At 67.4% G+C, this 22,501-nt stretch carries 20 protein-coding genes, 2 tRNA genes, 1 rRNA gene and 1 other RNA gene; 13 read left to right on the top strand and 11 right to left on the bottom strand.

Annotated features, from left to right (window positions below; translation table 11 throughout):
• Window positions 1-32 precede the first annotated feature (32 nt).
• Complete coding sequence (locus BM009_RS14880) at window positions 33-1,796, top strand: class I adenylate-forming enzyme family protein (RefSeq protein WP_093297431.1); 1,764 nt, start codon at window positions 33-35, stop codon at window positions 1,794-1,796.
• 222 nt (window positions 1,797-2,018) lie between these two features.
• Here the strand turns inward: BM009_RS14880 and BM009_RS14875 are convergent, their stop codons facing one another.
• Entirely contained in the window at window positions 2,019-2,804 is a 786-nt protein-coding gene (locus BM009_RS14875; protein ID WP_254772303.1) for a DeoR/GlpR family DNA-binding transcription regulator, read from the bottom strand.
• A gap of 179 nt (window positions 2,805-2,983) precedes the next feature.
• On the opposite strand from BM009_RS14875, the gene BM009_RS14870 reads away from it, so the two are divergent.
• The gene (locus tag BM009_RS14870; RefSeq protein WP_093297428.1) at window positions 2,984-5,683 is read left to right on the top strand and encodes a TonB-dependent receptor; all 2,700 of its coding nucleotides are present in this window, start codon (window positions 2,984-2,986) and stop codon (window positions 5,681-5,683) included.
• Window positions 5,684-5,750: 67 nt separating this feature from the next.
• Here the strand turns inward: BM009_RS14870 and BM009_RS22280 are convergent, their stop codons facing one another.
• Entirely contained in the window at window positions 5,751-6,563 is an 813-nt protein-coding gene (locus tag BM009_RS22280; protein ID WP_139216635.1) for a LytTR family DNA-binding domain-containing protein, read from the bottom strand.
• Between the two features lie 137 nt (window positions 6,564-6,700).
• On the opposite strand from BM009_RS22280, the gene BM009_RS14860 reads away from it, so the two are divergent.
• Complete coding sequence (locus BM009_RS14860; protein WP_175488047.1) at window positions 6,701-7,204, top strand: DUF2306 domain-containing protein; 504 nt, start codon at window positions 6,701-6,703, stop codon at window positions 7,202-7,204.
• Here the strand turns inward: BM009_RS14860 and BM009_RS14855 are convergent.
• Entirely contained in the window at window positions 7,197-7,931 is a 735-nt protein-coding gene (locus BM009_RS14855; RefSeq protein ID WP_093297425.1) for a carbon-nitrogen hydrolase family protein, read from the bottom strand. The two genes, BM009_RS14860 and BM009_RS14855, sit on opposite strands and share 8 nt — an antisense overlap.
• Before the next feature lie 9 nt (window positions 7,932-7,940).
• Complete coding sequence (locus BM009_RS14850; protein WP_093297424.1) at window positions 7,941-9,407, bottom strand: FGGY family carbohydrate kinase; 1,467 nt, start codon at window positions 9,405-9,407, stop codon at window positions 7,941-7,943.
• 244 nt (window positions 9,408-9,651) lie between these two features.
• Here BM009_RS14850 and BM009_RS14845 point away from each other — a divergent pair, with 244 nt between their 5' ends.
• The 4 genes from BM009_RS14845 (at window position 9,652) to BM009_RS14830 (ending at window position 12,770) form a co-directional block, all read left to right on the top strand.
• Window positions 9,652-10,758, top strand: coding sequence for an AI-2E family transporter (locus tag BM009_RS14845; protein ID WP_254772319.1), 1,107 nt, complete (start codon window positions 9,652-9,654; stop codon window positions 10,756-10,758).
• A gap of 46 nt (window positions 10,759-10,804) precedes the next feature.
• Window positions 10,805-10,881 (top strand) — tRNA-Asp (locus BM009_RS14840).
• 70 nt (window positions 10,882-10,951) lie between these two features.
• A tRNA-Asp gene (locus BM009_RS14835) sits at window positions 10,952-11,028 on the top strand.
• Between the two features lie 86 nt (window positions 11,029-11,114).
• A complete protein-coding gene (locus BM009_RS14830; RefSeq protein ID WP_093297421.1) occupies window positions 11,115-12,770 on the top strand; it encodes a M28 family metallopeptidase in 1,656 nt (551 codons plus the stop codon).
• A gap of 166 nt (window positions 12,771-12,936) precedes the next feature.
• Here BM009_RS14830 and BM009_RS14825 read toward each other — a convergent pair whose 3' ends face one another.
• From BM009_RS14825 to BM009_RS14805, 5 genes are all read right to left on the bottom strand, one after another.
• Window positions 12,937-13,164 carry a DUF2842 domain-containing protein gene (locus BM009_RS14825; protein ID WP_093297419.1) on the bottom strand — a complete coding sequence of 76 codons (228 nt, stop codon included), beginning with the start codon at window positions 13,162-13,164 and terminating at the stop codon, window positions 12,937-12,939.
• Window positions 13,161-13,715 (bottom strand): 5-formyltetrahydrofolate cyclo-ligase, encoded by a 555-nt coding sequence (locus BM009_RS14820; protein ID WP_175488046.1) that lies wholly within the window; start codon window positions 13,713-13,715, stop codon window positions 13,161-13,163. The genes BM009_RS14825 and BM009_RS14820 overlap by 4 nt, the downstream gene beginning before the upstream one ends.
• 21 nt (window positions 13,716-13,736) lie before the next feature.
• Window positions 13,737-13,896: non-coding RNA, 6S RNA (gene ssrS, locus BM009_RS14815), on the bottom strand.
• A gap of 13 nt (window positions 13,897-13,909) precedes the next feature.
• Window positions 13,910-14,218 (bottom strand): cell division protein ZapA, encoded by a 309-nt coding sequence (locus BM009_RS14810; protein ID WP_093297418.1) that lies wholly within the window; start codon window positions 14,216-14,218, stop codon window positions 13,910-13,912.
• Window positions 14,218-14,445 (bottom strand): hypothetical protein, encoded by a 228-nt coding sequence (locus tag BM009_RS14805; protein WP_254772302.1) that lies wholly within the window; start codon window positions 14,443-14,445, stop codon window positions 14,218-14,220. Before BM009_RS14805 ends, BM009_RS14810 begins: the two co-directional genes overlap by 1 nt.
• Window positions 14,446-14,580: 135 nt before the next feature.
• Here BM009_RS14805 and tkt point away from each other — a divergent pair, with 135 nt between their 5' ends.
• From tkt to pgk, 3 genes are all read left to right on the top strand, one after another.
• Window positions 14,581-16,548, top strand: coding sequence for a transketolase (tkt, locus tag BM009_RS14800; RefSeq protein ID WP_093297415.1), 1,968 nt, complete (start codon window positions 14,581-14,583; stop codon window positions 16,546-16,548).
• The gene (gene gap / locus BM009_RS14795; protein ID WP_093297414.1) at window positions 16,545-17,549 is read left to right on the top strand and encodes a type I glyceraldehyde-3-phosphate dehydrogenase; all 1,005 of its coding nucleotides are present in this window, start codon (window positions 16,545-16,547) and stop codon (window positions 17,547-17,549) included. The genes tkt and gap overlap by 4 nt, the downstream gene beginning before the upstream one ends.
• Window positions 17,550-17,910: 361 nt before the next feature.
• Window positions 17,911-19,101 (top strand): phosphoglycerate kinase, encoded by a 1,191-nt coding sequence (pgk, locus tag BM009_RS14790; protein WP_093297412.1) that lies wholly within the window; start codon window positions 17,911-17,913, stop codon window positions 19,099-19,101.
• 163 nt (window positions 19,102-19,264) lie between these two features.
• Here pgk and BM009_RS14785 read toward each other — a convergent pair whose 3' ends face one another.
• Complete coding sequence (locus BM009_RS14785; protein ID WP_093297411.1) at window positions 19,265-19,771, bottom strand: TlpA family protein disulfide reductase; 507 nt, start codon at window positions 19,769-19,771, stop codon at window positions 19,265-19,267.
• A gap of 228 nt (window positions 19,772-19,999) precedes the next feature.
• Here BM009_RS14785 and BM009_RS14780 point away from each other — a divergent pair, with 228 nt between their 5' ends.
• A complete protein-coding gene (locus tag BM009_RS14780) occupies window positions 20,000-20,917 on the top strand; it encodes a class I fructose-bisphosphate aldolase (RefSeq protein ID WP_093297409.1) in 918 nt (305 codons plus the stop codon).
• A 141-nt stretch (window positions 20,918-21,058) separates the two neighbouring features.
• Window positions 21,059-21,757: a thiamine phosphate synthase gene (gene thiE / locus BM009_RS14775; protein ID WP_093297408.1), complete on the top strand. Its 699-nt coding sequence runs from the start codon at window positions 21,059-21,061 to the stop codon at window positions 21,755-21,757.
• 39 nt (window positions 21,758-21,796) lie between these two features.
• Here the strand turns inward: thiE and BM009_RS22650 are convergent, their stop codons facing one another.
• On the bottom strand, window positions 21,797-21,973 hold the full coding sequence (locus BM009_RS22650) for a hypothetical protein (protein ID WP_175488045.1): 177 nt from the start codon (window positions 21,971-21,973) through the stop codon (window positions 21,797-21,799).
• A gap of 307 nt (window positions 21,974-22,280) precedes the next feature.
• On the opposite strand from BM009_RS22650, the gene BM009_RS14770 reads away from it, so the two are divergent.
• Window positions 22,281-22,501: ribosomal RNA gene (locus BM009_RS14770) — 16S ribosomal RNA — on the top strand; the annotation flags it as partial.

Raw genomic sequence — 22,501 nt, 5'->3', positions numbered from 1 at the left:
TCAACGAGCCAAACCCAAAGTTCAGAAAGTCGATGGAGAGCGCTGCCTTGACCCTTGAACCGATCGTGCCCTTGCCCCCCGACTGGCCCAAAGCCCCGCTCGCCGCCGTGGATGCCATGCTCACCGCGCCCGGCGCCAAGTTCGAAATGGATACTGTGGAGATCCGCGGCGTGCCGACGCGCGTGTGGAAGAACGCCCCGCCCACCGCCGCGATCCTCGCCCGGCTGGCGCGCGGCTATGGCGACCGGCCCTTCACCATCTACCAGGACGAGCGGGTCAGCTACGAGGCGAACTACCGCGCCACCTGCCATCTTGCCTCGTGGATGCAGGCCAAGGGCGTGGCCAAGGGCGACCGCGTCGCGCTGGCGATGCGCAACCTGCCCGAGTGGCCGACGATCTTCTTCGCCGCGGTGAGCATCGGCGCGATCCTGGTGCCGCTCAACGCCTGGTGGACCGGCGCCGAGCTCGACTATGGCCTGCGCGATTCGGGCGCCAAGCTGCTGTTCGTCGACGGCGAGCGGCATGAGCGGCTCAAGCAGTGCTATGCCGCGCTGCCCGATCTGGAGCAGGTTGTGGTGAGCCGCGCCTGCTCACCGCTGGAGGGCGACGCGGTCGCGCTCGAATCGATCCTGGGAACCTGCAATAGCTGGGCCGACTTGGCCGACATCGCCTTCCCGGAAGTGGCAGTCGCACCCGAGGACGACGTCACGCTCTTCTATACCAGCGGCACCACCGGCAACCCCAAGGGCGCGGTGGGCACGCACCGCAACCTGATGACCAACATCCTCACTGCCGGCTATTCGGTCGCCCGCTCGATGCTGCGCCGGGGTGAGGTGCCGCCGGCCGCGCCCCCCTACAAGGTCGGGCTGCTGGTGATCCCGCTGTTCCACGTCACTGCGTGCAGCGCCGGGCTGATGGCGCTGATCGCGGCGGGCGGCACGGTGGTGTTCATGCGCCGCTGGGAGCCGATCGAGGCGATGGAGATCATCCAGCGCGAAAAGGTCAACCAGACCGGCGGCGTGCCGACCATCGCCTGGCAGCTGCTCGAACATCCCGAGCGCCACAACTACGATCTGTCGAGCCTGGAGAGCATCTCCTATGGCGGTGCGCCCTCGGCGCCCGAACTGGTCAAGCGCATCTTCCAGGAATTCGGCGCGCTGCCCGGCAATGGCTGGGGCATGACCGAGACGATGGCGACGGTGACGCATCACCTCGGCGAGGAATATCTCGCGCGGCCGACCAGCGCCGGCCCGCCGGTGCCGGTCGCCGAGCTCAAGATCATGGATGTCGAGGGTGTGCGCGAACTGCCCGTCGGCGAGGTCGGCGAGCTCTGGGCCAAGGGACCGATGATCGTGAAGGGCTATTGGAACAAGCCCGAGGCGACCGCCGAGACCTTCCGCGACGGCTGGGTACGCACCGGCGACCTCGCCCGGCTGGACGAGGAGGGGTTCCTCTATGTCGTCGATCGCGCCAAGGACATCATCATCCGCGGCGGCGAGAACATCTACTCGTCGGAAGTGGAGGACGTGCTCTACGCGCATCCGGCGGTGACCGACGCCGCGCTGATCGGTGTGCCCCATCGCACGCTGGGCGAGGAGCCCGTCGCGGTGGTGCATCTCGCGCCGGGCATGTCGGCGACCGAGGCGGAACTGCAGGCCTTCGTTCGCGAGCGGATCGCGGCGTTCAAGGTGCCGGTGGCGATCCGCTTCTCCGCCGAGACGCTGCCACGGAATGCCAATGGCAAGATCCTGAAGAAGGACCTCAAGGCGCTGTTCCTCACCGACAAGGCGGCGTGAGGTAGTGCGTATCCTCCCCCGCCGGGGGGAGGTGGCAGGCGCAGCCTGACGGAGGGGGAGGACGCCCGGCGGCTGGTTGGTCGCGTACCTCCCCCTCCGTCGCCTTCGGCGCCACCTCCCCCTGGCGGGGGAGGATAGAGCCTTCCAGCCCCTCCCACTTCTTCTAGTCCCCCTCCCGCAAGCGGGAGGAGAGCATTGCAGGCGGGATGAGGCATCAGCCCCTCAAACCAGGTGTATCGCCGTCCCGGCCGCAGCGGCGGCCGCCGCAATCTCCTGCGGCGGTGCCTGATCGGTCACCAGGTCGTGCACATCGCCGAACCCGGCGACATGCACGAAGCCCGACTTGTCGAACTTGGTCGCATCGCACAGCACCGCCACCCGCCGTGCCTGGGGGAGCAGGCTGCGCTTGAACGCCGCCTCGCCCGCGTCGAAATCGAGGAACCCCCGCACCGGGTCGACCGCGCCCATCGACAGCACGGTCAGGTCGGGGGCGAACTGGCGGCAATAGTCGATCGCATCGCTGCCGAACGCCGCGTGATAGTCGGGGTCGACCGCGCCGCCCGCCACATAGAGCCGCTGTCCCGGGTGCCCGAGCACCTGCGCCGCGATCTCCATGCTGTTCGTGATCACCGTCAGGTCGCGCACATGCCCCAGCGCGCGCGCCAGCCACAGCGTCGTGGTGCCCGAATCGAGCAGCAGCGTCATGCCCGGCCGGACCAGCGCCACCGCGCGCTCGGCGATGCGCTGCTTGGCCTCGGCCTGGTCGCGCAGCCGCTGGCGATAGGGCGGCTCGAGCACGCCGCCCGGCAGGCAGACGCCGCCATGGATCTTCTGCACCCGCCCGGCCTGTTCGAGCTGGCGGACGTCGCGACGGATCGTCTCCTCGGACACGTCGAACCGCTCGGCCAGTTCGCTGATCGACCATTGGCCGCGCTGCTCGAGCAATTCGAGCAACGTCGTCAGCCGCGCGGTCTGCGTGGCGCGGGCCGAGGGGGCTCTGGCGGGCATGTCCAAGCTTTCCATCCAAGTACTGTATCAGCGATGCCGGTCCTGGAGAACCCACACGAGAACGTTCAAACCCACATAAAACAACATGCAATGTCACATACGCGTCATGAACCGAACCTAGGCGCCGCTGCGGGGCAGCCAGGGCAGGCACGCCCCCACACACCACAAGGGAGGGCATTATGGCATTCACCTACCGCGCGGCGCTCGCCGCGCTGGCCGTCGGCGCGAGCTGCATCTCGATGGCCGCCGCTGCGCAGGACGCAGCGTCGCAGGCCCAGGAAGACGGCGAGATCGTCGTCAACGGCTACATCGCTTCGCTCGCCAAAGCGCGCGATCTGAAGCGCGATTCCAACATCATGAAGGACGTGATCGTCGCCGAGGACATGGCGAAGTTCCCGGAGCTCAACCTCGCCGAATCGATCCAGCGCCTGCCGGGCGTGGCCATCAACCGCGAGGCCGGCGAGGGCCGCCGCATCACGCTGCGCGGCCTCGGCCCCGATTTCACCCGCGTCCAGCTGAACGGCATGGAAGTGCTGGGCAATGTCGATTCGGCGATGGACAGCCGCGGCCAGCGCTCGCGCGACCGTGCCTTCGATTTCAACATCTTCGCCTCCGAGCTGTTCTCGCGCGTCGAGGTGGAGAAGAGCTACCAGGCCTCGCAGGCCGAGGGCGGCATGGCCGGCACCGTCGGCCTGTTCACCGCCAAGCCGCTGGAGCAGAAGCAGGGGCTGACCGGCGCGATCTCGGCCAAGCTCGGCACCAACAGCTTCACCAAGGATGCGCAGCCGCGCGTCGCCGCGATGCTCAGCCAGAATTGGGGCGATCGCTTCGGCATCCTCCTTTCGGTCGCCTATTCGAAGCGCAAGACCGAGGAGCAGGGCTACAACACCTATTCGCCGACGCAGCTGAGCGCGAAGCAGATCGCCGGCTATCTCGACAAGGGCCTCGACATCTCGGCGCTCACCGCCGACCAGCAGGCCAAGTTCAAGTCGGGCGACCTGGTGTTCGCCTCGGGCAACCGCCTGTCGGTATGGGATGCCAGGCAGGAGCGCCTCGGCCTGACGCTCGCCACCCAGTGGCGTCCGTCCGACAATTTGCTGTTCACGATCGACGGGCTCCACGGCGAGTTCACCACCCATCGCGACGAATATCACCTGGCGACGCGGCCGGATAATACCTCGGGCTCGGTGATCTTCGACACCGGCTCGAAGATCAATTCGATCCACTGGGACAGCACCAGCTTCGTCGATGCGATCAGCGTCGACAAGGCGACCTATGCCAGCGAGCATCGCCGCTCGCTCAACAAGAACAAGTTCAACCAGATCGCGCTGACCGGCAAGTGGGACGCCAGCGACAGCCTGACCTTCGACGGCCATGTCGGCTATGAGGACTCGAAGTACACCACCCCGTGTGACGACAAGCTGTACCTGCGCGCGCAGGGCGGCATGACGACCACCTATGACGCCGACGGCACCGGCGCGACCAACGCCTATCGCTGGAACACCACCGATCCGGCCAACTACACGTTCAAGGAATTCTACTTCCGCGAATTCTGGAACAAGACCAGCCTGAAGGAAGGTGTGGGCAACGCCGCGCTGAAGCTCAACGACGTCTTCACGCTGCGCGCCGGCGGCAGCTATCGCCGCTACGATACCTCGGGCTCGGAAATCTACAATGACGGCCAGTTCCACAACGTCACCGGCACGGCGGTCACGCCCTACGCGGTGGTGTTCGACCAGAACAAGGCGGCCAGCTGGATCACCGGCGACTATGCCAAGGCGTTCGCGACCTACAACGCCGCGCACACCGTGGCTGGCGCGACCGATATCGAGAACACCTACAAGGTGATCGAATCCACCACCGCCGGCTATGGCCAGCTCGAGTGGAACGCGCCGCTGGGCGGCATGCGCCTGCGCGGCAATATCGGCCTGCGGGCATACTTCACCGATCTCGACAGCACCGGCTATGTCACCAACAGCAACGACACGCCGATCGGCACCAACGTCACCAGCTCGCACTATTCGGGCGTGCTGCCGACGCTCAACGCCACGCTGGAAGTGACGCCGAGCTTCCTGATCCGCGTTGCCGCCGCCAAGAACATCAACCGCCCGGGCCTCAGCTCGGTCGCGGCCTCGGGCAGCGCCAATGCCGATAACGGCAAGATCACCGCGAGCATCGGCAACCCGAACCTCAAGCCCTACAAGGACAATTCGGTCGAAGCCTCGGCCGAATGGTATTTCGGCAAGATCGGCCTCGTCTCGCTGGGCGTGTTCCACAAGGACATCAGCAACCTGGTCGCCAGCCAGACGCTGCTGAACGTGCCTTACAGCAGCACCGGCTTGCCGACCTCGATGGTGGCGGGCGCGACCCCCAGCACGATCGTCGCCGAGTTCACCCAGCCGGTGAACCTCGCCAAGGCCTATGTCACCGGCGTCGAGATGGCCGCGCAGACCAACTTCACCTTCCTGCCTGCGCCGTTCGACAAGCTGGGCATGGCGGCGAACCTGACGCTGCTCGACTCCAACGCACCGAACAAGGGCGTCGACAGCCCGATCCCGGGCCTGTCGAACACCAACGCCAATGCGACGCTCTATTATGATACCAAGCGTTGGGGCATCCGCGGCTCGATGAACTATCGTTCGTCGTATCTGCGCACCGCCTATGACGGCAAGAACGCGGCGAGCAAGGACGGCTTCGACGGCACCGTCTATGTCGACGCCGCAGCCTTCTTCAACGTGACCGACCGGGTGCGGCTGACGCTCGACGCGATCAACCTGACCAACGAGACAGAGGTCCAGTACAACAGCATCTACCACCGCCTGCACAACGAGACGCGCAGCGGCACCACTTACTTCGCCGGGATCGGCGTGAAGTTCTGAGCTTTCCTCTCCCCGAGGATTGACCTGGCCGGCCTGGGGTACGCCCCGGGGCCGGTTTTTTTATGGATCAGGCGGCGGGCGGTTCGTCGCCCAGCCAGCCCAGCGCGCGGAGTTCCGGCACGCTGGCGCGCGCCACCGGCACGTCCCGACCGTCGACCAGGCGCAGCTTCCAGTTGCGATCCTGCCGGACGGCACCGGCCACCGCGCGGCGCGCGACCCACCAGCTGCGATGGACGCGCGCGCCCTGGCCCTCCAGCTGGGCGACGGCATCGCGCATCCGGATCAGCACCAGCGCGCTGCCCTGGGCGGTGTGCACGCGGACATAATGGTCCTCGTTCTCGAGGCAGAGGATCGGTCCGCGAAGATGGGGCGGAAGCTGGTCGAGCAGCGCGGGCGCGACCTCTTCCTCGATCGCATCGACAGCCGCGACTGGTTGTGGATCCGGAAGCGGCGTGGCTGAGGGGGCAGGGGCGGCGTCGGCGGGACCAGCGCCGCGCTCGGCGAGAAGCTGCACGATCGTCACCGTCGCGCCGACGATCAGCGTCTGCAGATAGGCGCCGGCAAGATTGGCGGCCGTCACCGACCGCCACGCGGGACCGGCGGCCACGAAGACGAAGAGGATGCTGGTCGGGAAGGCCCCGAACACGCAGGCGACCGCAATCGCGACGAGCCGTGACATCCCCGTCTGGCGGCTGAGCGCGCTCCCGGCCGCGATCACCGGGCGGAAAGAGGCATAGCCGGTGACGAGGTACAGCGCCCAATGCAGCAGGCGCGGCCCCAGCGGCGTTGCATAGGATCCGAACGGCCCGAGCGCCGTCAGCACCAGGATCAGCCCGCCCAGAATGGCAAGCTCCGCGAACAGCCTGCGCTTGCCGATCATGCGGCGAGCCCGTTCACGCTTCGCGAACGGTACGCCCGCGCGTAGAGGGAGCCGCTCGCGAAGCCGATCCGACCATTCCCGCAAAGCCGCTCGCCCGCGATGCGGCCGACGGCATCATGGCCGGAAAGGAGATACTGATGAACGACGTTGCACATTCCGGCTTCCTGCTCCCCGCGCGCGACCGGCTGATCGTCACCCTGGGCGTGATCGCCGGTGGTGCCATCCTGCTGGCCTTCGTGCATGGCCTTGCAAGCGGCGCGGTCGCCCGGTCAAGCATGCGCAACCTCTGGCTGGTCATGCATCTGGTCGCGGTGCTGCCGGCGCTGCCGCTCGGCGCCTATGTGCTGGTCCGGCGCAAGGGCGATGCGCTGCACCGCATGCTGGGCAAGCTCTGGGCGGTGCTGATGCTGGTCGCGGCGCTCTCCAGCTTCGGGCTGCGTGGCATGACCGGCAGCCTTAGCCCGATCCATCTGCTGTCGGTGGTGGTGCTGCTGATGATCCCGCGCGGCATCCTGCTCGCCCGCCGCCACCGGATCGAGGCGCACCGCCGGGTGATGTCGCTCACCTATCTGGGGCTGGCGGTCGCCGCACTATTCACGTTGCTGCCGGGACGACTGCTCGGCAGCTGGCTGTTCAGCTGAGCGCCGTCGCTCCCGGCAGATCGAACATCGCGACGCCTTCTGCCAGTTCCGGCACCCGGGCCATTACGTCTCCTGCCGGTGACAGGATGCTCGTGCACCCATAGCTGAGACGGTCGTTCGCCGTTCCCGCGACGTCGGCCGAGGCGACCCAGCACCCGGTCTCCCGCGCACGTGCGATGAGATTGGCGAGGCTCTTCTCGCGCCAGCGCGCGGCGGTTTCGGGGCGCAGCAAGTTGTTCAGCGGGTACAGGATCAGGCCGGCGCCCTGCTCCGCCAGCCGCGCCGCGGCGTCCGGGAAGTTGGCGTCGTTGCAGATGTTGATGCCCCAGCGCCGGTCCGATCGCGCGAAGACCGGAAAGTCGGTGCCCGGCGTGACGCCGTCCTCGTTCGGATGCGCCTTGGCATAGCGGCCGACTATACGGCCCGCTTCGATCACCACCGCGCTGTTGAAGACTTGTCCATCAACGGCTTCGAGCGCGCCGACCACGAGCGTGGTGGGAAACCGGGCGATGCGCGCGCACAGCGCGGGGAGGGCGTCGTTAGAGGCGACTTCGGCACGCGCCCGGATCACGGCCGCGTCATAGGCATGGCCGAGCAGCCACGCCTCGGGGAACAGCAGCAGATCGACCCCCTCCGCCTCGGCCCAGCGCAGCCGCGCGACGATCGCCGCGATGGTCCGTTCGGCGTCGTCGAACACGGGGCGGCACTGGACCGCGGCGATGCGCACGGCAAAGGCTCAGTCGCCGGCAAGGACGCGGCTGATCGCATCCCGCCATCCCGCCAGCCGCGCCGCCCGCACGTCCGGCTCCATCTGCGGCTCGAACGTCCGGATCGTGCCGCGCATCATCACGGCGTCGTCGAGGCTGTCGAACATGCCGCAGCCGAGCCCCGCCAGCATCGCCGCGCCCAGCGAGGTGGTTTCCGCAAAATCGGGCCGGTCGACGGGGAGGGCGAGCATGTCGGCGAGATCCTGCGCGATCCAGTCGTTGGTGATCATGCCGCCGTCGACGCGCAACCGGCCCCACCGCGCGCCATCGGCGGCGAAGGCGGTCTCGAGGTCGTGGCTCTGATGCGCCATCGCCTCCAGCGCGGCACGGACGATATGCGCGCGGCCGGACGAAAAGCTCAGCCCGGAGATCGCCGCGCGCGCCTCCGGATGCCACCAGGGCGCGCCGAGGCCGGTGAGCGCCGGCACGCAATAGACGCCGGCATTGTCGGGCACCGAGCGCGCCATCACCTCGCTCTCCTGCACGGTGGCGATCAGGCCGAGCGAATCGCGCAGCCACTGGACGAGGCTGCCCGCGACGAAGACCGATCCCTCCAGCGCATAGGTGCGCCGCCCGCCCAGCTGCCACAGCACCGTCGACAGCAGCCGGTGGCGCGAACGGGGCTGGCGCGTGCCGGCATTGGTCAGCACGAAGGCGCCGGTGCCGTAGGTCGCCTTGGTGTCGCCGGGGGTGATGCAGGCCTGGCCGATGGTTGCCGCCTGCTGGTCGCCGGCGAGGCCGCAGATCGGGATCGCGCCGCCGAATGCCTTGGTCACGCCGAAGCGGCCGGCGCAGTCGACGATTTCGGGCAGCGCGGGGCGCGGCGCATCGAACTGCTCGACCAGCCCGTCGCTCCAGCCGCCGTTGTTCAGGCCCATCAGCAGGGTGCGCGAGGCGTTGGTGGCATCGGTGATGTGGAGCCCGCCGGTGAGCTTCCACACCAGCCAGCTTTCCACCGTACCGATCGCCAGCCGGTCGCCCGCGGCCTTGAGCTGCGGCCAGTTGGTCATCGCCCAGGCGATCTTGGTGCCGGAGAAATAGGGATCAAGCAGCAGCCCGGTGCGCGCCTGGATGCCGGGTTCCTCGCCCGCCTCCCGCATCGCCTGGCACAGGGGCGCGGTGCGGCGGTCCTGCCAGCTGATCGCGGGGGCGAGCGGCTCGCCGGTCGCCTTGTCCCAGAACACTACCGTCTCGCGCTGGTTGGTGATGCCGATCGCGGCGATCCGCTGGGGCCCGCCCGCCAGCGTCACCATCGCCGCGGCGCAGGCATGGCTCTGCCGCCAGATCTCGCCCGCATCATGTTCGACGAGGCCAGGACCGGGATAATGCTGCGTCAGTTCTGCAGATCTACTCGCAACACATTGTCCGGAAGGCGTGAAGAGCATCGCCCGAGTCGAGGTGGTGCCCTCGTCGATCACCAGAAGCAATTCGGCCATGCAATTGAGGCTAGCTGGCAACACCTGCCGCCGCAATTGCGCCGTGTTAGAGCCTTGCATTGCCGCAACACAATCGCGCCTCTACACTGTACCAGAAGGGGATTTTCGCGTGGACCAGCGTACCGGGATGATGGGTGGAGACGGCGGTGGCGCAGGGGGCGTTCCCGATCCGATCGCGGCCGCCGATCTGCCGGAAGACTGGGAAAACGAAGAGCCGGAGCCGAGCCTGCGCCGCGACCGGCTGATGGCCGCGCTGGTGCTGATCGCCGGCATGGGCCTGGTGCTCGCGCTGCCCTTCGCGCTCCAGGCAGGCTCGCGCTTCTTCCTGCCGGTGACCGCCTCGCTGGTGATCGCGATCGCGCTGGTGCCGCTGCTCGAATGGCTTGAGCGGCACCGGTTGCCGGCGCCGATCGCCGCGTTCATCTGCGTGCTGCTGTTCCTCACCGCGGCGAACGTCGCGCTCGCCTCGATCGTGGTGCCTGCTTGGCAGTGGATCCGCCGGCTGCCCGAGAGCATCCCCAAGATCCAGCACAATCTCGAACCGCTGATCCGCTTCTATTCGAACCTCGAGCGGTTCGTGAACAAGACGCTGAACAACTTCGCCTCGGCGCCGGTGCGCCAGCCGGTGGTGCAGACGGCGCAGCCGCCGACGTCGCTGATGGACCTGTTCACCACCTCGGCCCCGTCGGCGCTGATCGAGATGTTCTTCGCGATCCTCGTCATCTACTTCTTCCTCTCGGGCTGGACCCGGCTGCGCCGGCGCGCGATCACCAGCCGGTCGAGCTTCGGCGGCGCGATGGCCACGGCGCGGGTGATCCAGGACGTGGTGGACGATACCTCCGCCTATCTGGGCACGATCACGCTGATCAACGTCACCCTCGGCCTGATCGTCGCGGGCGCCTTGTGGCTGATGGGCATGCCGACACCGCTGATGTGGGGCGGCCTCGTCGCGCTGCTCAACTACATCCCCTATATCGGGCCCGTCATCGCCGCGCTGCTGCTCGCGGTGGGGGGCCTCATGTCCTATGCCGATATCGGCACGGCGATGGTGCCCCCGGCGATCATGATCGCGGCGCATCTCGTCGAGGCGAACGTCGTCACCCCGCTGATCGTCGGCCACCGGCTGACCATCAACCCGATCATGATCCTGATCTCACTGAGCTTCTGGGGCTGGGTGTGGGGCACCACCGGTGCGCTGCTGGCGGTGCCGCTGCTGATCATCATCCAGACCGTGCTCAACGCCGCGGGCAAGCCCGATATCGCCGGTTTCCTGTTCGAGCAGGGCACGCTGGTGCGCGATCCTTCGGACATTCGTTCGCGTCGTCGCGCGAACCTCGATCAATCCGGTTGACAGCCTGAAAACACGCGGCTAGGTGCCGCCTCCTCGCTTGGCTCAAGCGGGTGTAGCTCAGTTGGTTAGAGCGCCGGCCTGTCACGCCGGAGGTCGCGGGTTCGAGCCCCGTCACTCGCGCCACTCGCCTTGCGTGACTCCTTATGGAATCCGGCGGCGATTGGCCGTTCAAGATTTCCTCGCTTGGAAGCAAGCGGGTGTAGCTCAGTTGGTTAGAGCGCCGGCCTGTCACGCCGGAGGTCGCGGGTTCGAGCCCCGTCACTCGCGCCATGCGGCGCATCTCCTCAGGAAAAGAGGGACATGCGCGCTGGCCGGGCCCTTTGCAGGCCCTCCCGTTTCTGCGCTAAGCCGCTGCGATGATCCGCACTTCTGCTCGCACCGTCGCGCTCTCCGCGCTCCTCCTCGCCACCACCGCCTTTCCGGCCTCGGCCCAGATCGCTGCCGATTCGAAGCGAATCGAACAGACCGTCCGCACGATGGCGTCGGACGCGTTCGAGGGCCGCGCACCCGGCACCCGCGGCGAGGACCGCACCCTCGGCTATCTGGTCGCGCGATTCGAGGCGCTGGGGCTGGAGCCTGCCGGTCCGGACGGCCAGTGGCTGCAGAAGGTGCCGCTGCTCCACACCCGCCTCGGCCCGCCGCAGACGCTGCGATTCGACGGCCCCAAGGGTGCGATGCCCGTCGAGCAGGCCAAGGACCTCTACGTCTCGACGATTCGCCCCGATCCCGCCGCGCGAATCGCCGGCGCACCGGTGGTGTTCGTCGGCTATGGCGTCACTGCGCCCGAGCGGCAGTGGGATGATTTCAAGGGCGTCGACCTGAAGGGCAAGGTCGCCGTGTTCCTGGTCAACGATCCCGATTTTGCGGCCGGGAAGGGCGAGCCGGTCGCCGGCAAGTTCGGCGGGCGGACGATGACCTATTATGGCCGCTGGACCTACAAGTTCGAGGAAGCGGCGCGGCGCGGTGCGGTGGGCGCGCTGATCGTCCATGACACGCCCGGCGCCGGCTATGGCTGGAACGTCGTGGTGAGCAGCGGCGGCGAGAATTACGACATCGTCCGCAAGTCCGAGGAGCTGACCAGCGTGGCGCTGCAGGGCTGGCTGGAGGGCGCGGCGGCGACGCGCCTGTTCGCCTCGGCCGGGCTGGACCTTGCCAAGCTGCGCGTCGAGGCGCGCAAGGCGAGCTTCCGGCCGGTGCCGCTCGAAGGCGTGCGCTTCACCGCGGACGTGCCGGTCACCGCCGAGCAGGTCGACAGCTATAATGTGCTCGCCAAGATCCCCGGCAGCGAACGGCCCGACGAGGCGGTGATGTTCGGCGCGCACTGGGATGCCTATGGTGTCGGCAAGCCCGATGCGAAGGGCCGCATCTACCGCGCGGGCGCCAATGACGATGCGCTGGGCATCGCCGGGCTGCTCGAGATCGCGCGGGCGATGAAGGCGGGCCCGGCGCCGAAGCGCAGCGTCGTCTTCGCGGCCTGGACGGCGGAGGAGCGCGGGCTGCTCGGCTCGCTCTACTACACCCAGCACCCGGTGGTGCCGATGGCCAAGACCGTTGCCAACCTGACGCTCGACATCCTGCAGACCGCGGGGCTCGCCAACGACGTGGTGCTGGTCGGCAAGGGCCAGAACACGCTGGAGGACGACATGGCCCGCGTCGCCGCGACGCAGGGGCGGCGGGTGACGCCCGAGGGGCTGCCCGAGCGCGGGCTGTTCTACCGGGCGGATCACTTCTCCTTCGCCAAGCAGGGCGTGCCCACGCTGCTGCTGATGGGCATCGCCGGTGCGTCAGACCTCAAGCAGGGCGGTGTGGCGGCGGGGCAGGCGTGGATCGACGCCTATACGGGCCAATGCTACCACCAGGCCTGCGACGCCTGGGGGCCGGACTGGAACCTGGCGGGCGCGGTGCAGGACATCGACCTGCTGGGGACGATCGGGGCTGAACTGGCGAACGGGTCGGGGTGGCCGACGTGGAAGGCGGGGTCGGAGTTCAAGGCGGTGCGGGAGCGGCGCTGAGGCAGGGCCCCCTCCACCACCGCCTTCGGCGGCGGTCCCCCTCCCCCGCTTCGCGGGAGAGGAAACGCTATTCTACTGCTGCTCTTAGTGTCTCCTCTCCCGCGATAGCGGGGGAGGGGGACCGCGCCGCGCCAGCGGCGTGGTGGAGGGGGCCTCCGCCGCCGCGTCAGCGGTGCGGTGGAGGGGGCATCCGCCAGCGCCCCGTCTCCATCCAGCGCAGCAGCGGCTTGAGCGGCAGGATCCACACGATCCCCAGCGCGAGATAGACCAGCGTCTGCACCAGGATCGGCAGCCGCCCGATCTGCCCCGAGAAACTCGCGACCAGCACCACCCAGACCAGGATCAGCCCGACGATCGCCAGCGCCCCGGCGGGTTTGCGCCAGCTGGGGTTCATGGCTCTTCGTGCCACAGCATGCCCTGCTCGGTCACCACGGCGTGGAGCGGTACGTCCCAGATGTCGGCGGGGAGGGCAGGGACTTCCTGTGCGGACCAGGCAACGCCCACCCGCCACGCCTGCTCGAACCGGGCAAAGGCGCGGTCGTAATGCCCGGCACCCTGGCCGAGGCGGTTGAGGCGGGGGTCGTAGCCGATCAGCGGCGTCAGGATCACGTCCGGCGCGACCTCGGGACTGGCAGTATCCGGCTGGCGCAGCCCGAACGGCCCCGCAACCAGCGGCGCGCCCATCTCCCAGGCGAGGAAGCGGATCGGCGCGGCGCGGTCGATCACGTGAGGCAGGGCGAGGGCACAGCCGCGCTCGGCGGCGGCGGCGGCGAGTTGGGTCGGATCGGCCTCGCTGCCCACAGGGCAATAGGTGGCGACGATCATGCCGGGCGTCAGCCGTTCGACAAAGGCTTCGGGGGCGCGGATCGCGGTGCTGGATTCAGCTGCGAACAGGTCGCGCGCGGCGCGCAGCCGGGCCCGGAGGGCGGGCTTGTCGCTCAGCATCGGTTTCGCGGGCAAGGTGTGACGGGAACCACCATGGGCCGTTGGCCTGAATATCCACCGACGCACAGAACGTCAGGTGGGAACCATGTGTTGCAGACCAGGATCTGCACAGGGACAGCTCCCATGGATGAAGATTATAGCCTCAGGGATAATTGCTAAGGCTCGCACCGGGCAGTTCCCGCCACGGCTCTAATCTAGGACGTCGCGTCGCTTTCCTCAAGGGCCGATGCGACGGCTTCGAGCCGATCGGCGATCCGTTCCAACAGTCCGTCGGGAACGGCAGGCGCGGGGGCGGGCTTCTTCTCCGCCTCGTCCAGCGCGTCGGCGAGGATCAGCGCGAGATAGAGCAGGGTGCGCTCGCCGCTTTGCCCGCTGGCCGCGCGCAGCGCGGCATCGGCATGCTGTCCGATCCGCGCCTCCAGCTCGCGCAAATGCGGCATGTCCTCGTCGCGTGCGGATACCGTGTAGCTGCGCCCGGCGACCTGGAGGGTGATCTCCGCCATCAGCCCTGCTCCTCGTCGGCTGCATTCTCCTCGTCGCCGGCCAACTGGGCTTCCAGCTCGCGCTCGCGTGCGATCAGCGCGTCCAGATCGACCAGCGCCGACTCGATCCGCGTGCGCAATGTCGCATTGCGGGTCTCGAGCTTGGTGCGCACCTGCGACTGCGCGGCCGCGGCGACTTCGATACGCTTCAGCGCTCGCTCGATACGATCTGCTACTAAGTCGGACATTATCCTGCCGGATAGCATGGTTCGCCGCAGCGGCAAGGGCAGCACGGTTAATGCAGGTCGTAACGCTTGCGCCGAACGGTTGACGGCGGAGCGCCATGCTTCCAAAGGCGTGCGCGACCAGACGGGGAATATTACGTGACAGCATCCTTCGCCGATTGCGCCAACGCCATCCGCGCGCTTTCCATGGACGCGGTTGAGGCCGCCAATTCGGGTCACCCGGGCATGCCGATGGGCATGGCCGACGTCGCGACCGTCCTCTTCCAGCGCTATCTGAAGTTCGATCCGGCGGACCCCGCCTGGCCCGATCGCGATCGCTTCGTGCTGTCGGCCGGCCATGGCTCGATGCTGCTCTATTCGCTGCTGCACCTCACCGGCTATGCCCGCCCGACGCTGGAGGACATCAAGAACTTCCGCCAGATCGGCAGCCCCTGCGCCGGCCACCCCGAGAATTTCGAGCTGGCGGGCGTCGAATGCACCACCGGCCCGCTGGGCCAGGGTCTGGCGATGGCGGTGGGCATGGCGATCGCCGAGCGGCACCTCAACGCGGTGTTCGGCGACGACCTGGTCAACCACAAGACCTGGGTGATCGCCGGCGACGGCTGCCTCATGGAAGGCATCAACCACGAAGCCATCGGTATCGCCGGGCATCTCAAGCTCAACCGCCTGATCGTGCTGTGGGACGACAACAAGATCACGATCGACGGCGCGGTGTCGCTCTCCTCGGTCGAGGACATTCCGGCGCGCTACCGCGCTACCGGCTGGCACGTCGTCGAATGCGACGGCCATGACGAGGCGGATATCGTCCGCGCGCTCGACGAGGCGGTCGCCAGCGAAAAGCCGGTGCTGGTCAAGTGCCGCACCGTGATCGGCCGGGGCGCGCCCAACAAGCAGGGCACGTCCAAGGTCCATGGCTCGCCGCTGGGCAAGGATGAAGTGGCTGCCGCGCGCGCAGCGCTCGGCTGGAACCATCCGGCGTTCGAGATCCCGCAGGACGTCCGCGACGCGTGGCTCGCCGCCGGTGCCCGCGGTGCCGCGCCGCACGCCGCCTGGGCCGAGCGCCTCGCGGCGCACCCCGATCGCCTCGGCTGGGAACGCCGCGGCGACGTGCAGCCGAACCTGCTCCAGCCGCATGTGCAGAGCCTGCTCGCCAATCCGCAGAAGGTCGCGACCCGCAAGGCGTCCGAGCTCGCGCTGGAAGCGGTCAACGCGATCCTCGACGAGACGATCGGCGGCTCGGCCGACCTCACCGGCTCGAACAACACGCTGACCAAGGGGCTGCAGCGGCTCGACGCCGACAATTATGGCGGCCGCTACGTCAATTACGGCATCCGCGAATTCGGCATGGCCGCCGCGATGAACGGCATGGCGCTGCACGGCGGCGTGATCCCGTACGGGGGCACCTTCCTGGTCTTCGCCGACTACGCCCGCGCCGCGATCCGCCTCTCGGCGCTCCAGCATGCCCGCGTCGTCTATGTGATGACGCATGACTCGATCGGCCTCGGCGAAGACGGCCCGACCCACCAGCCGGTCGAGCATCTGATGAGCCTGCGCGTGATCCCCAACCTCGACGTGTGGCGCCCGTGCGACGCGGTCGAGACCGCCGAGGCCTGGGAAGCCGCGCTCGCCAAGACCGACGGCCCCGCACTGATCGCGCTCAGCCGCCAGAATCTGCCGCAGCTGCGCACCGAAGCCGCCGAGAACCGCTCGGCCCGCGGCGCCTATGCGCTGCTGGAGGCCGAGGCGCCGCGCAAGGTGGTGCTGCTGGCGACGGGCTCCGAAGTCGAGATCGCCGTTGCCGTGCGCGAGGCGCTGGAAGCCCAAGGTATCGGCGCCGACGTCGTGTCGGTCCCCTGCTTCGAGCGCTTCGATGCGCAGGACGCCGGCTATCGCCGCGACATCCTGCCGCAGGATGCGCTCAAGGTGTCGATCGAGGCTGGCACCACCTTCGGCTGGGAGCGCTATACCGGAAACGATGGTTTGCGCTTCGGTGTCGATGGCTTCGGCGCTTCGGGTCCCTATCTAAAGCTCTACGAACATTTCGGTCTCACTGCGGACGCCATCGTTCCGCAGATCCTCGCTAAGCTGAACGGAGAACAGGCATGACCAAGGTTGCGATCAACGGTTTCGGACGTATCGGCCGGTTGGTGGCACGCGCGATCCTTGAGCGCCCGGAAAGCGGGCTCGAGCTGGTCACGATCAACGATCTCTCGGACGCGAAGTCGAACGCCTGGCTGTTCTCGCGGGACAGCATCCACGGCAAGTATCCGGGCACGGTCGAAGCCGACGGGAACGACATCGTCGTCGACGGCAAGCGCATCAAGGTGACCGCGGAGCGCGATCCCGCCAACCTGCCGCACGCCGAGAACGGCGTCGACATCGTGCTCGAGTGCACGGGCTTCTTCACCAAGCGCGAAGATGCCCAGAAGCACATCGACGCCGGCGCCAAGAAGGTGCTGATCTCGGCCCCGGGCAAGAATGTCGACCTCACCGTCGTCTACGGCGTGAACCACGACAAGCTGACCGCCGAGCACACCATCGTCTCGAACGCGTCGTGCACCACCAACTGCCTGGCGCCGGTCGCCAAGGTCCTCAACGACGCGATCGGCATCGAGCGCGGCCTGATGACCACGGTCCACGCCTATACCAACGACCAGAAGATCCTCGACCAGATCCACCCGGACCTGCGCCGTGCGCGCGCTGCCGCGATGTCGATCATCCCGACCACGACGGGCGCCGCCCGCGCGGTGGGCGAGGTGCTCCCGGAGCTCAAGGGCAAGCTCGACGGTTCGGCCGTCCGCGTGCCGGTGCCGGACGGCAGCCTGGTCGACCTGACCTTCATGCCGAAGCGCGACACCTCGGTCGAGGAAGTCAACGCCGTGCTGAAGGCGGCGTCGGAGAGCGGCCCGCTCAAGGGCGTGCTGGTCTACACCGCCGATCCGATCGTCTCGGCCGACATCGTGCACACGCCGGCCTCCTCGACCGTCGACAGCCTGGAGACCGCGGTGATCGACGGCAAGCTGGTCCGCGTGGTCAGCTGGTACGACAACGAATGGGGCTTCTCGAACCGCATGGTCGATACCGCGACCGTGATGGCGGGGCTCTAAGACGGAAGTCCTCCGCTTCGGCGGGGGACTCTTCTAAATTCCCCTCTCGCTTGCGGGAGGGGCTAGGGGAGGGGAGGACGGCTGCACGGGCGATCGGCCCGAGGATCAGCCCCTCCCATCTCGAAGGCGGCCTTAGTGTCGCTGGGCAATGCTTCTTCTGTCATCCCGGCGAAAGCCGGGATCCATTCGCCACTCGGGCGAGGCAGGAGCGAAGACGTCCAGGCCAATGGATCCCGGCTTCCGCCGGGATGACGATGGTGGGGCGAGGGCGGCACGGCGAACAAGGGCACAAGCGCAGGATGCGAGCGCTCCGCCGACAGGATGCCGCTCGCGCAGCAAATTCAAACGCGAGGGGTTCAGCATGGCGCGCACTTTCAAGACGCTCGACGACATGGGCGATATCACCGGCAAGCGGGTGCTGGTCCGCGAGGACCTCAACGTGCCGATGGCCGACGGTAAGGTGAGCGACGACACGCGCCTGCGCGCCGCGATCCAGACGGTCGCCGAACTGGCCGATAAGGGCGCCAAGGTGCTGGTCCTCGCCCATTTCGGCCGACCCAAGGGCAATCCCAGCGCGGAGCTTTCGCTCGCCCAGATGGTGAAGCCGTTCGAGCAGGTGCTCGGCCGCCCGGTCCGCTATATCGACTGGGAGGGTGATGCCGCCTCGGTCGCGACGCTGAACGACGGCGACATCGCGCTGCTCGAGAACACCCGCTTCTTCGGCGGCGAGGAAAAGAACGATCCGGCCGTGGTCGATCGCTTCGCAGCGCTCGGCGACCTCTATGTCAACGATGCCTTCTCAGCCGCGCACCGCGCACACGCCTCGACCGAGGGGCTGGCCCACAAGCTGCCCGCCTTCGCCGGCCGCCAGATGGAAGCGGAGCTTGACGCGCTCGACAAGGCGCTCGGCAACCCCGAGCATCCGGTCGCGGCGGTGGTCGGCGGCGCCAAGGTCTCGACCAAGCTGGACGTGCTCAAGCACCTCGTCGCCAAGGTCGATCACCTGATCATCGGCGGCGGCATGGCCAACACCTTCCTCGCCGCGCGCGGTGTCGATGTCGGCAAGAGCCTGTGCGAGCACGACCTGACCGGTACCGCCGAGGAGATCCTCGACGCGGCCGACGCCGCGGGCTGCACCGTCCACCTGCCGTACGACGTGGTGGTGGCGAAGGAATTCCGCGCCAACCCGCCGGTCCGCACCGTCAACGTCCATGAGGTCGCGGCGGACGAGATGATCCTCGATGTCGGCCCCGCCGCCACCGAGGCGCTCGCCGACGTGCTCAAGACCTGCAAGACCCTGGTCTGGAACGGCCCGATGGGCGCCTTCGAGATCCCGCCCTTCGACGCGGCGACCGTGTCGCTCGCCCGCACCGCGGCGGCGCTCACCAAGGAAGGCCAGCTTGTCTCGGTCGCCGGTGGCGGCGACACGGTGGCGGCGCTCAACCAGGCCGGTGTCGCGGGTGAGTTCAGCTTCGTCTCGACCGCAGGCGGCGCCTTCCTCGAATGGATGGAAGGCAAGGAACTCCCCGGCGTCGCTGCGCTGGCACGCTGACCCCCCCTCGGACAGAAACAAAGCCGTATCCTCCCCCGCCAGGGGGAGGTGTCAGGCGCAGCCTGACGGAGGGGGCGGAAGCACGCCGGCCAGTTGGTCGCGGACCTCCCCCTCCGTCGCCTCCGGCGCCACCTCCCCCTGGCGGGGGAGGATACGAAGCCCCTTAATCCGGCCGGGCTTCCTTCAGCAGCGGCACCAGCTCCCGGTTCAGATCGTCCAGATCGAACGCTGCCGCCTCGGCGTAGCGCAGCACCCCCGCGCGATCGATCACATAGTTGGACGGCACCGCGCCATCGATGGCGTCGTACGGCCCCTTGATCTTCTTCGTCGGCTGGATGCTCAGCGTCTCGAACAGCGGCTTCAGCTTGTGCAGCGGTACCGAAGACTCGGTGGTCAGCGCATAGACGCGCAGGCCATGGCGCTTCTGAATCGCGTAATAGCGGTCGAGCAGCGGCAATTCCTCGCGACAGGGCACGCACCAGGTCGCCCAGATGTTGAGCACTACCACGTCGCCGCGCATCTCCGACAGGCGGAGCTTCTCCCCGCTGACCAGCGTCAGCTCGGCTTCGGGAGCGGGCTGGCCCACCACCGGCTTCGGCGCCGCATTGGCCGGCACGCTCGGCAGCAGCAACGCAGCGCTTCCCTGCAGCACCCGACGTCGATTCCACATGAGTCTGTCCCCCCTTGTTCCCCCAGCACAGGCTAGCGCGCCGCCGCACCGCGTCAATCGCGACCCGCGGGTACACCAATGGAGCACCAATTTACCGGCAGGTATCCGAGCTGTTACGCTACTGCGAAAGAAGTTTTGCTCCGCAGCAAGTGACCAGCGTTGTCAGCCTTTGCGTTACCAATTTGGCGCGATAGGGACGCGGCATCGAACACCATTGAGGGAACCATCATGGGCATTACGCCGGCCGTCAAAGCGATCCTCGACAATTACGGCTCCGACAATCCGGGCGTGAAGGCGAATCTCGCGCGCATCCTGATGCAGGGCAAGCTCGGCGGCACCGGCAAGCTGATCATCCTGCCGGTCGACCAGGGCTTCGAGCACGGCCCGGCGCGCAGCTTTGCGGTCAACCCCGATGCCTATGATCCGCATTACCATTTCCAGCTCGCCATCGACGCCGGCCTCTCGGCCTATGCCGCGCCGCTCGGCATGATCGAGGCAGGCGCCGACACCTTTGCCGGCCAGATCCCGACGATCCTCAAGGTCAACAGCTCGAACAGCTGGGCGACCGGCATCGACCAGGCGGTGACCGGCGGCGTCGACGATGCGCTGCGGCTCGGCTGCTCGGCAATCGGCTTCACCATCTATCCGGGCGCCGACGGCGTGTTTGAGATGATGGAAGAGATCAAGGAAATGCGCGCCCAGGCCGCCTCGGTCGGCATCGCGACGGTGATCTGGTCCTATCCGCGCGGCGGCAAGCTCAGCAAGGAAGGCGAACTGGCGCTCGACGTCGGCGCCTATGCCGCGCACATGGCGGCGCTGCTCGGCGCGCACATCATCAAGGTCAAGCTGCCCGCGTCGAACATCGAGCAGGCCGAAGCCAAGAAGCTCTACGAAGGCACCGACTGGTCCAACCAGGCCGACCGCGTGCGCCATGTCGTGCAGAGCTGCTTCGCCGGCCGCCGCATCGTCGTCTTCTCGGGCGGCGCATCGAAGGGCGCGGATGCAGTGTACCAGGACGCCCGCGACATTCTCGCCGGCGGCGGCCAGGGCTCGATCATCGGCCGCAATACCTTCCAGCGTCCCCGCGCCGAAGCGCTGGCGATGCTCGACAAGCTGGTAGCGATCTACAAGGGCGAGGAGGCCTGAAACCTGCCCCGGCGGCGCCGACGGGTTCGCCCGGACGGCGCCGCCGTATAACTGCCGCTGCTTGACCCCGACCGACAGGGGGTGGAAGGCCCGCCGACAAAGGCGGTAGAGTTCCGCCAGATTTCAGCAGCGGAGTACATAATGTCCGATCCCTTCGACGATCTCGACGACGAAGCGAACCTCGATGGCTTTGCCGAGAAATTCGTCCGCGACGATCGGCGCCCGCCCTGCCAGCTCTACCTGATCTCGCCGCTCGACGTGACCGGCGGCTTTGCCGATCGCCTGCGCCGCGCGCTCGATGCCGGCCCGGTTGCCGCCTTCCAGTTCCGCGTCAAGGATGTCGATCAGCACCAGGCCGCCAAGCTCGCCGAGCCGCTGCAGCGCATCTGCGCCGATGCCGAGGTCGCCTTCATCGTCAACGATAGTGTGAGCCTGGCCAAGCGCCTCGGCGCCGACGGCGTGCATCTGGGGCAGGGGGACGGCGACGCCCGCGAGGCGCGCACGATCCTTGGCCCCAACGTCCAGATCGGCGTGACCTGCCATGACAGCCGCCACCTGGCGATGGATGCCGGGGAGGCGGGGGCCGATTATGTCGCGTTCGGCGCCTTCTATCCGACGAGCACCAAGACGACCGAGTATCGCCCCGAACCGGTGATCCTGTCCTGGTGGTCGACGCTGTTCGAGATTCCCTGCGTGGCGATCGGCGGAATCACCCCGGCCAATGCAGCGCCGCTCGTCCAGGCGGGTGCCGACTTCCTGGCGGTGAGCCATGCCGTGTGGGGCGGCGACGAGGCCGAAATGGTGCGCGCATTCACCGCGATTCCGGGAATGCAGGGCTGATTCTCGGGAGATTCGCCGCTGATTCGGCGGGGATGGTCATCAAAAGGTCATACCCGACGGCGTCAGCGGCGACCAAAAACCGCAGAAAACCGCCATTTTCTGGGGTGCTGTCACGAAAACGACAGAAAGTTTCATTTTCTCGTTGACGGTGTTGGGAACGGCGCATAGAAGCCATTTCACCGACGCGGTGCTCTTCACTGAGGCAGCGGCGGTCACCGAAATTCAGGCGCAGCGGCCGCCCCGGAAAAAGGGGAAAGGCGCAGCGTCGATTTTTGTCGCTCTTTGACATTGTTGGTTTAGATGAAGGGACATGTGGGCGGCGGCTCCGGGTCTTGCAGCTTCTAGGTGCAAGGTGCTCGGTAAAAGCCAAGCCGTTTCATACATGTCCTTACACGTTTCCATACGTGGGAGCTGTTTGGTCGGGTTCGCCTGATCGGACGGTTCCACAAGAATGTGCAGGAACGGCTCCTAGAAATGAGCTGCTGCATGGTCGCACATTCCGGCGGCTATGTGGTGGAACATCAAACTTGAGAGTTTGATCCTGGCTCAGAACGAACGCTGGCGGCATGCCTAACACATGCAAGTCGAACGAGATCTTCGGATCTAGTGGCGCACGGGTGCGTAACGCGTGGGAATCTGCCTTGGGGTTCGGAATAACTCCCCGAAAGGGGTGCTAATACCGGATGATGTCGAAAGACCAAAGATTTATCGCCCTGAGATGAGCCCGCGTAGGATTAGCTAGTT

Origin of the sequence: Sphingomonas sp. NFR04 (assembly GCF_900114095.1) — a bacterium.
Lineage (GTDB): Bacteria > Pseudomonadota > Alphaproteobacteria > Sphingomonadales > Sphingomonadaceae > Sphingomonas.
The sequence above is the reverse complement of the archived record's forward strand: the minus strand, read 5'-3'. Positions and strand labels throughout refer to the sequence as shown.

Coding starts and splice junctions, on each gene's coding strand:
- BM009_RS14880 (WP_093297431.1), top strand. CDS start 33: ATGGAGAGCGCTGCCTTGACCCTTGAACCGATCGTGCCCTTGCCCCCC.
- BM009_RS14875 (WP_254772303.1), bottom strand. CDS start 2,804: ATGCCCGCCAGAGCCCCCTCGGCCCGCGCCACGCAGACCGCGCGGCTG.
- BM009_RS14870 (WP_093297428.1), top strand. CDS start 2,984: ATGGCATTCACCTACCGCGCGGCGCTCGCCGCGCTGGCCGTCGGCGCG.
- BM009_RS22280 (WP_139216635.1), bottom strand. CDS start 6,563: ATGATCGGCAAGCGCAGGCTGTTCGCGGAGCTTGCCATTCTGGGCGGG.
- BM009_RS14860 (WP_175488047.1), top strand. CDS start 6,701: ATGAACGACGTTGCACATTCCGGCTTCCTGCTCCCCGCGCGCGACCGG.
- BM009_RS14850 (WP_093297424.1), bottom strand. CDS start 9,407: ATGGCCGAATTGCTTCTGGTGATCGACGAGGGCACCACCTCGACTCGG.
- BM009_RS14845 (WP_254772319.1), top strand. CDS start 9,652: ATGGCCGCGCTGGTGCTGATCGCCGGCATGGGCCTGGTGCTCGCGCTG.
- BM009_RS14830 (WP_093297421.1), top strand. CDS start 11,115: ATGATCCGCACTTCTGCTCGCACCGTCGCGCTCTCCGCGCTCCTCCTC.
- BM009_RS14825 (WP_093297419.1), bottom strand. CDS start 13,164: ATGAACCCCAGCTGGCGCAAACCCGCCGGGGCGCTGGCGATCGTCGGG.
- BM009_RS14820 (WP_175488046.1), bottom strand. CDS start 13,715: ATGCTGAGCGACAAGCCCGCCCTCCGGGCCCGGCTGCGCGCCGCGCGC.
- BM009_RS14810 (WP_093297418.1), bottom strand. CDS start 14,218: ATGGCGGAGATCACCCTCCAGGTCGCCGGGCGCAGCTACACGGTATCC.
- BM009_RS14805 (WP_254772302.1), bottom strand. CDS start 14,445: ATGTCCGACTTAGTAGCAGATCGTATCGAGCGAGCGCTGAAGCGTATC.
- gap (WP_093297414.1), top strand. CDS start 16,545: ATGACCAAGGTTGCGATCAACGGTTTCGGACGTATCGGCCGGTTGGTG.
- pgk (WP_093297412.1), top strand. CDS start 17,911: ATGGCGCGCACTTTCAAGACGCTCGACGACATGGGCGATATCACCGGC.
- BM009_RS14785 (WP_093297411.1), bottom strand. CDS start 19,771: ATGTGGAATCGACGTCGGGTGCTGCAGGGAAGCGCTGCGTTGCTGCTG.
- BM009_RS14780 (WP_093297409.1), top strand. CDS start 20,000: ATGGGCATTACGCCGGCCGTCAAAGCGATCCTCGACAATTACGGCTCC.
- thiE (WP_093297408.1), top strand. CDS start 21,059: ATGTCCGATCCCTTCGACGATCTCGACGACGAAGCGAACCTCGATGGC.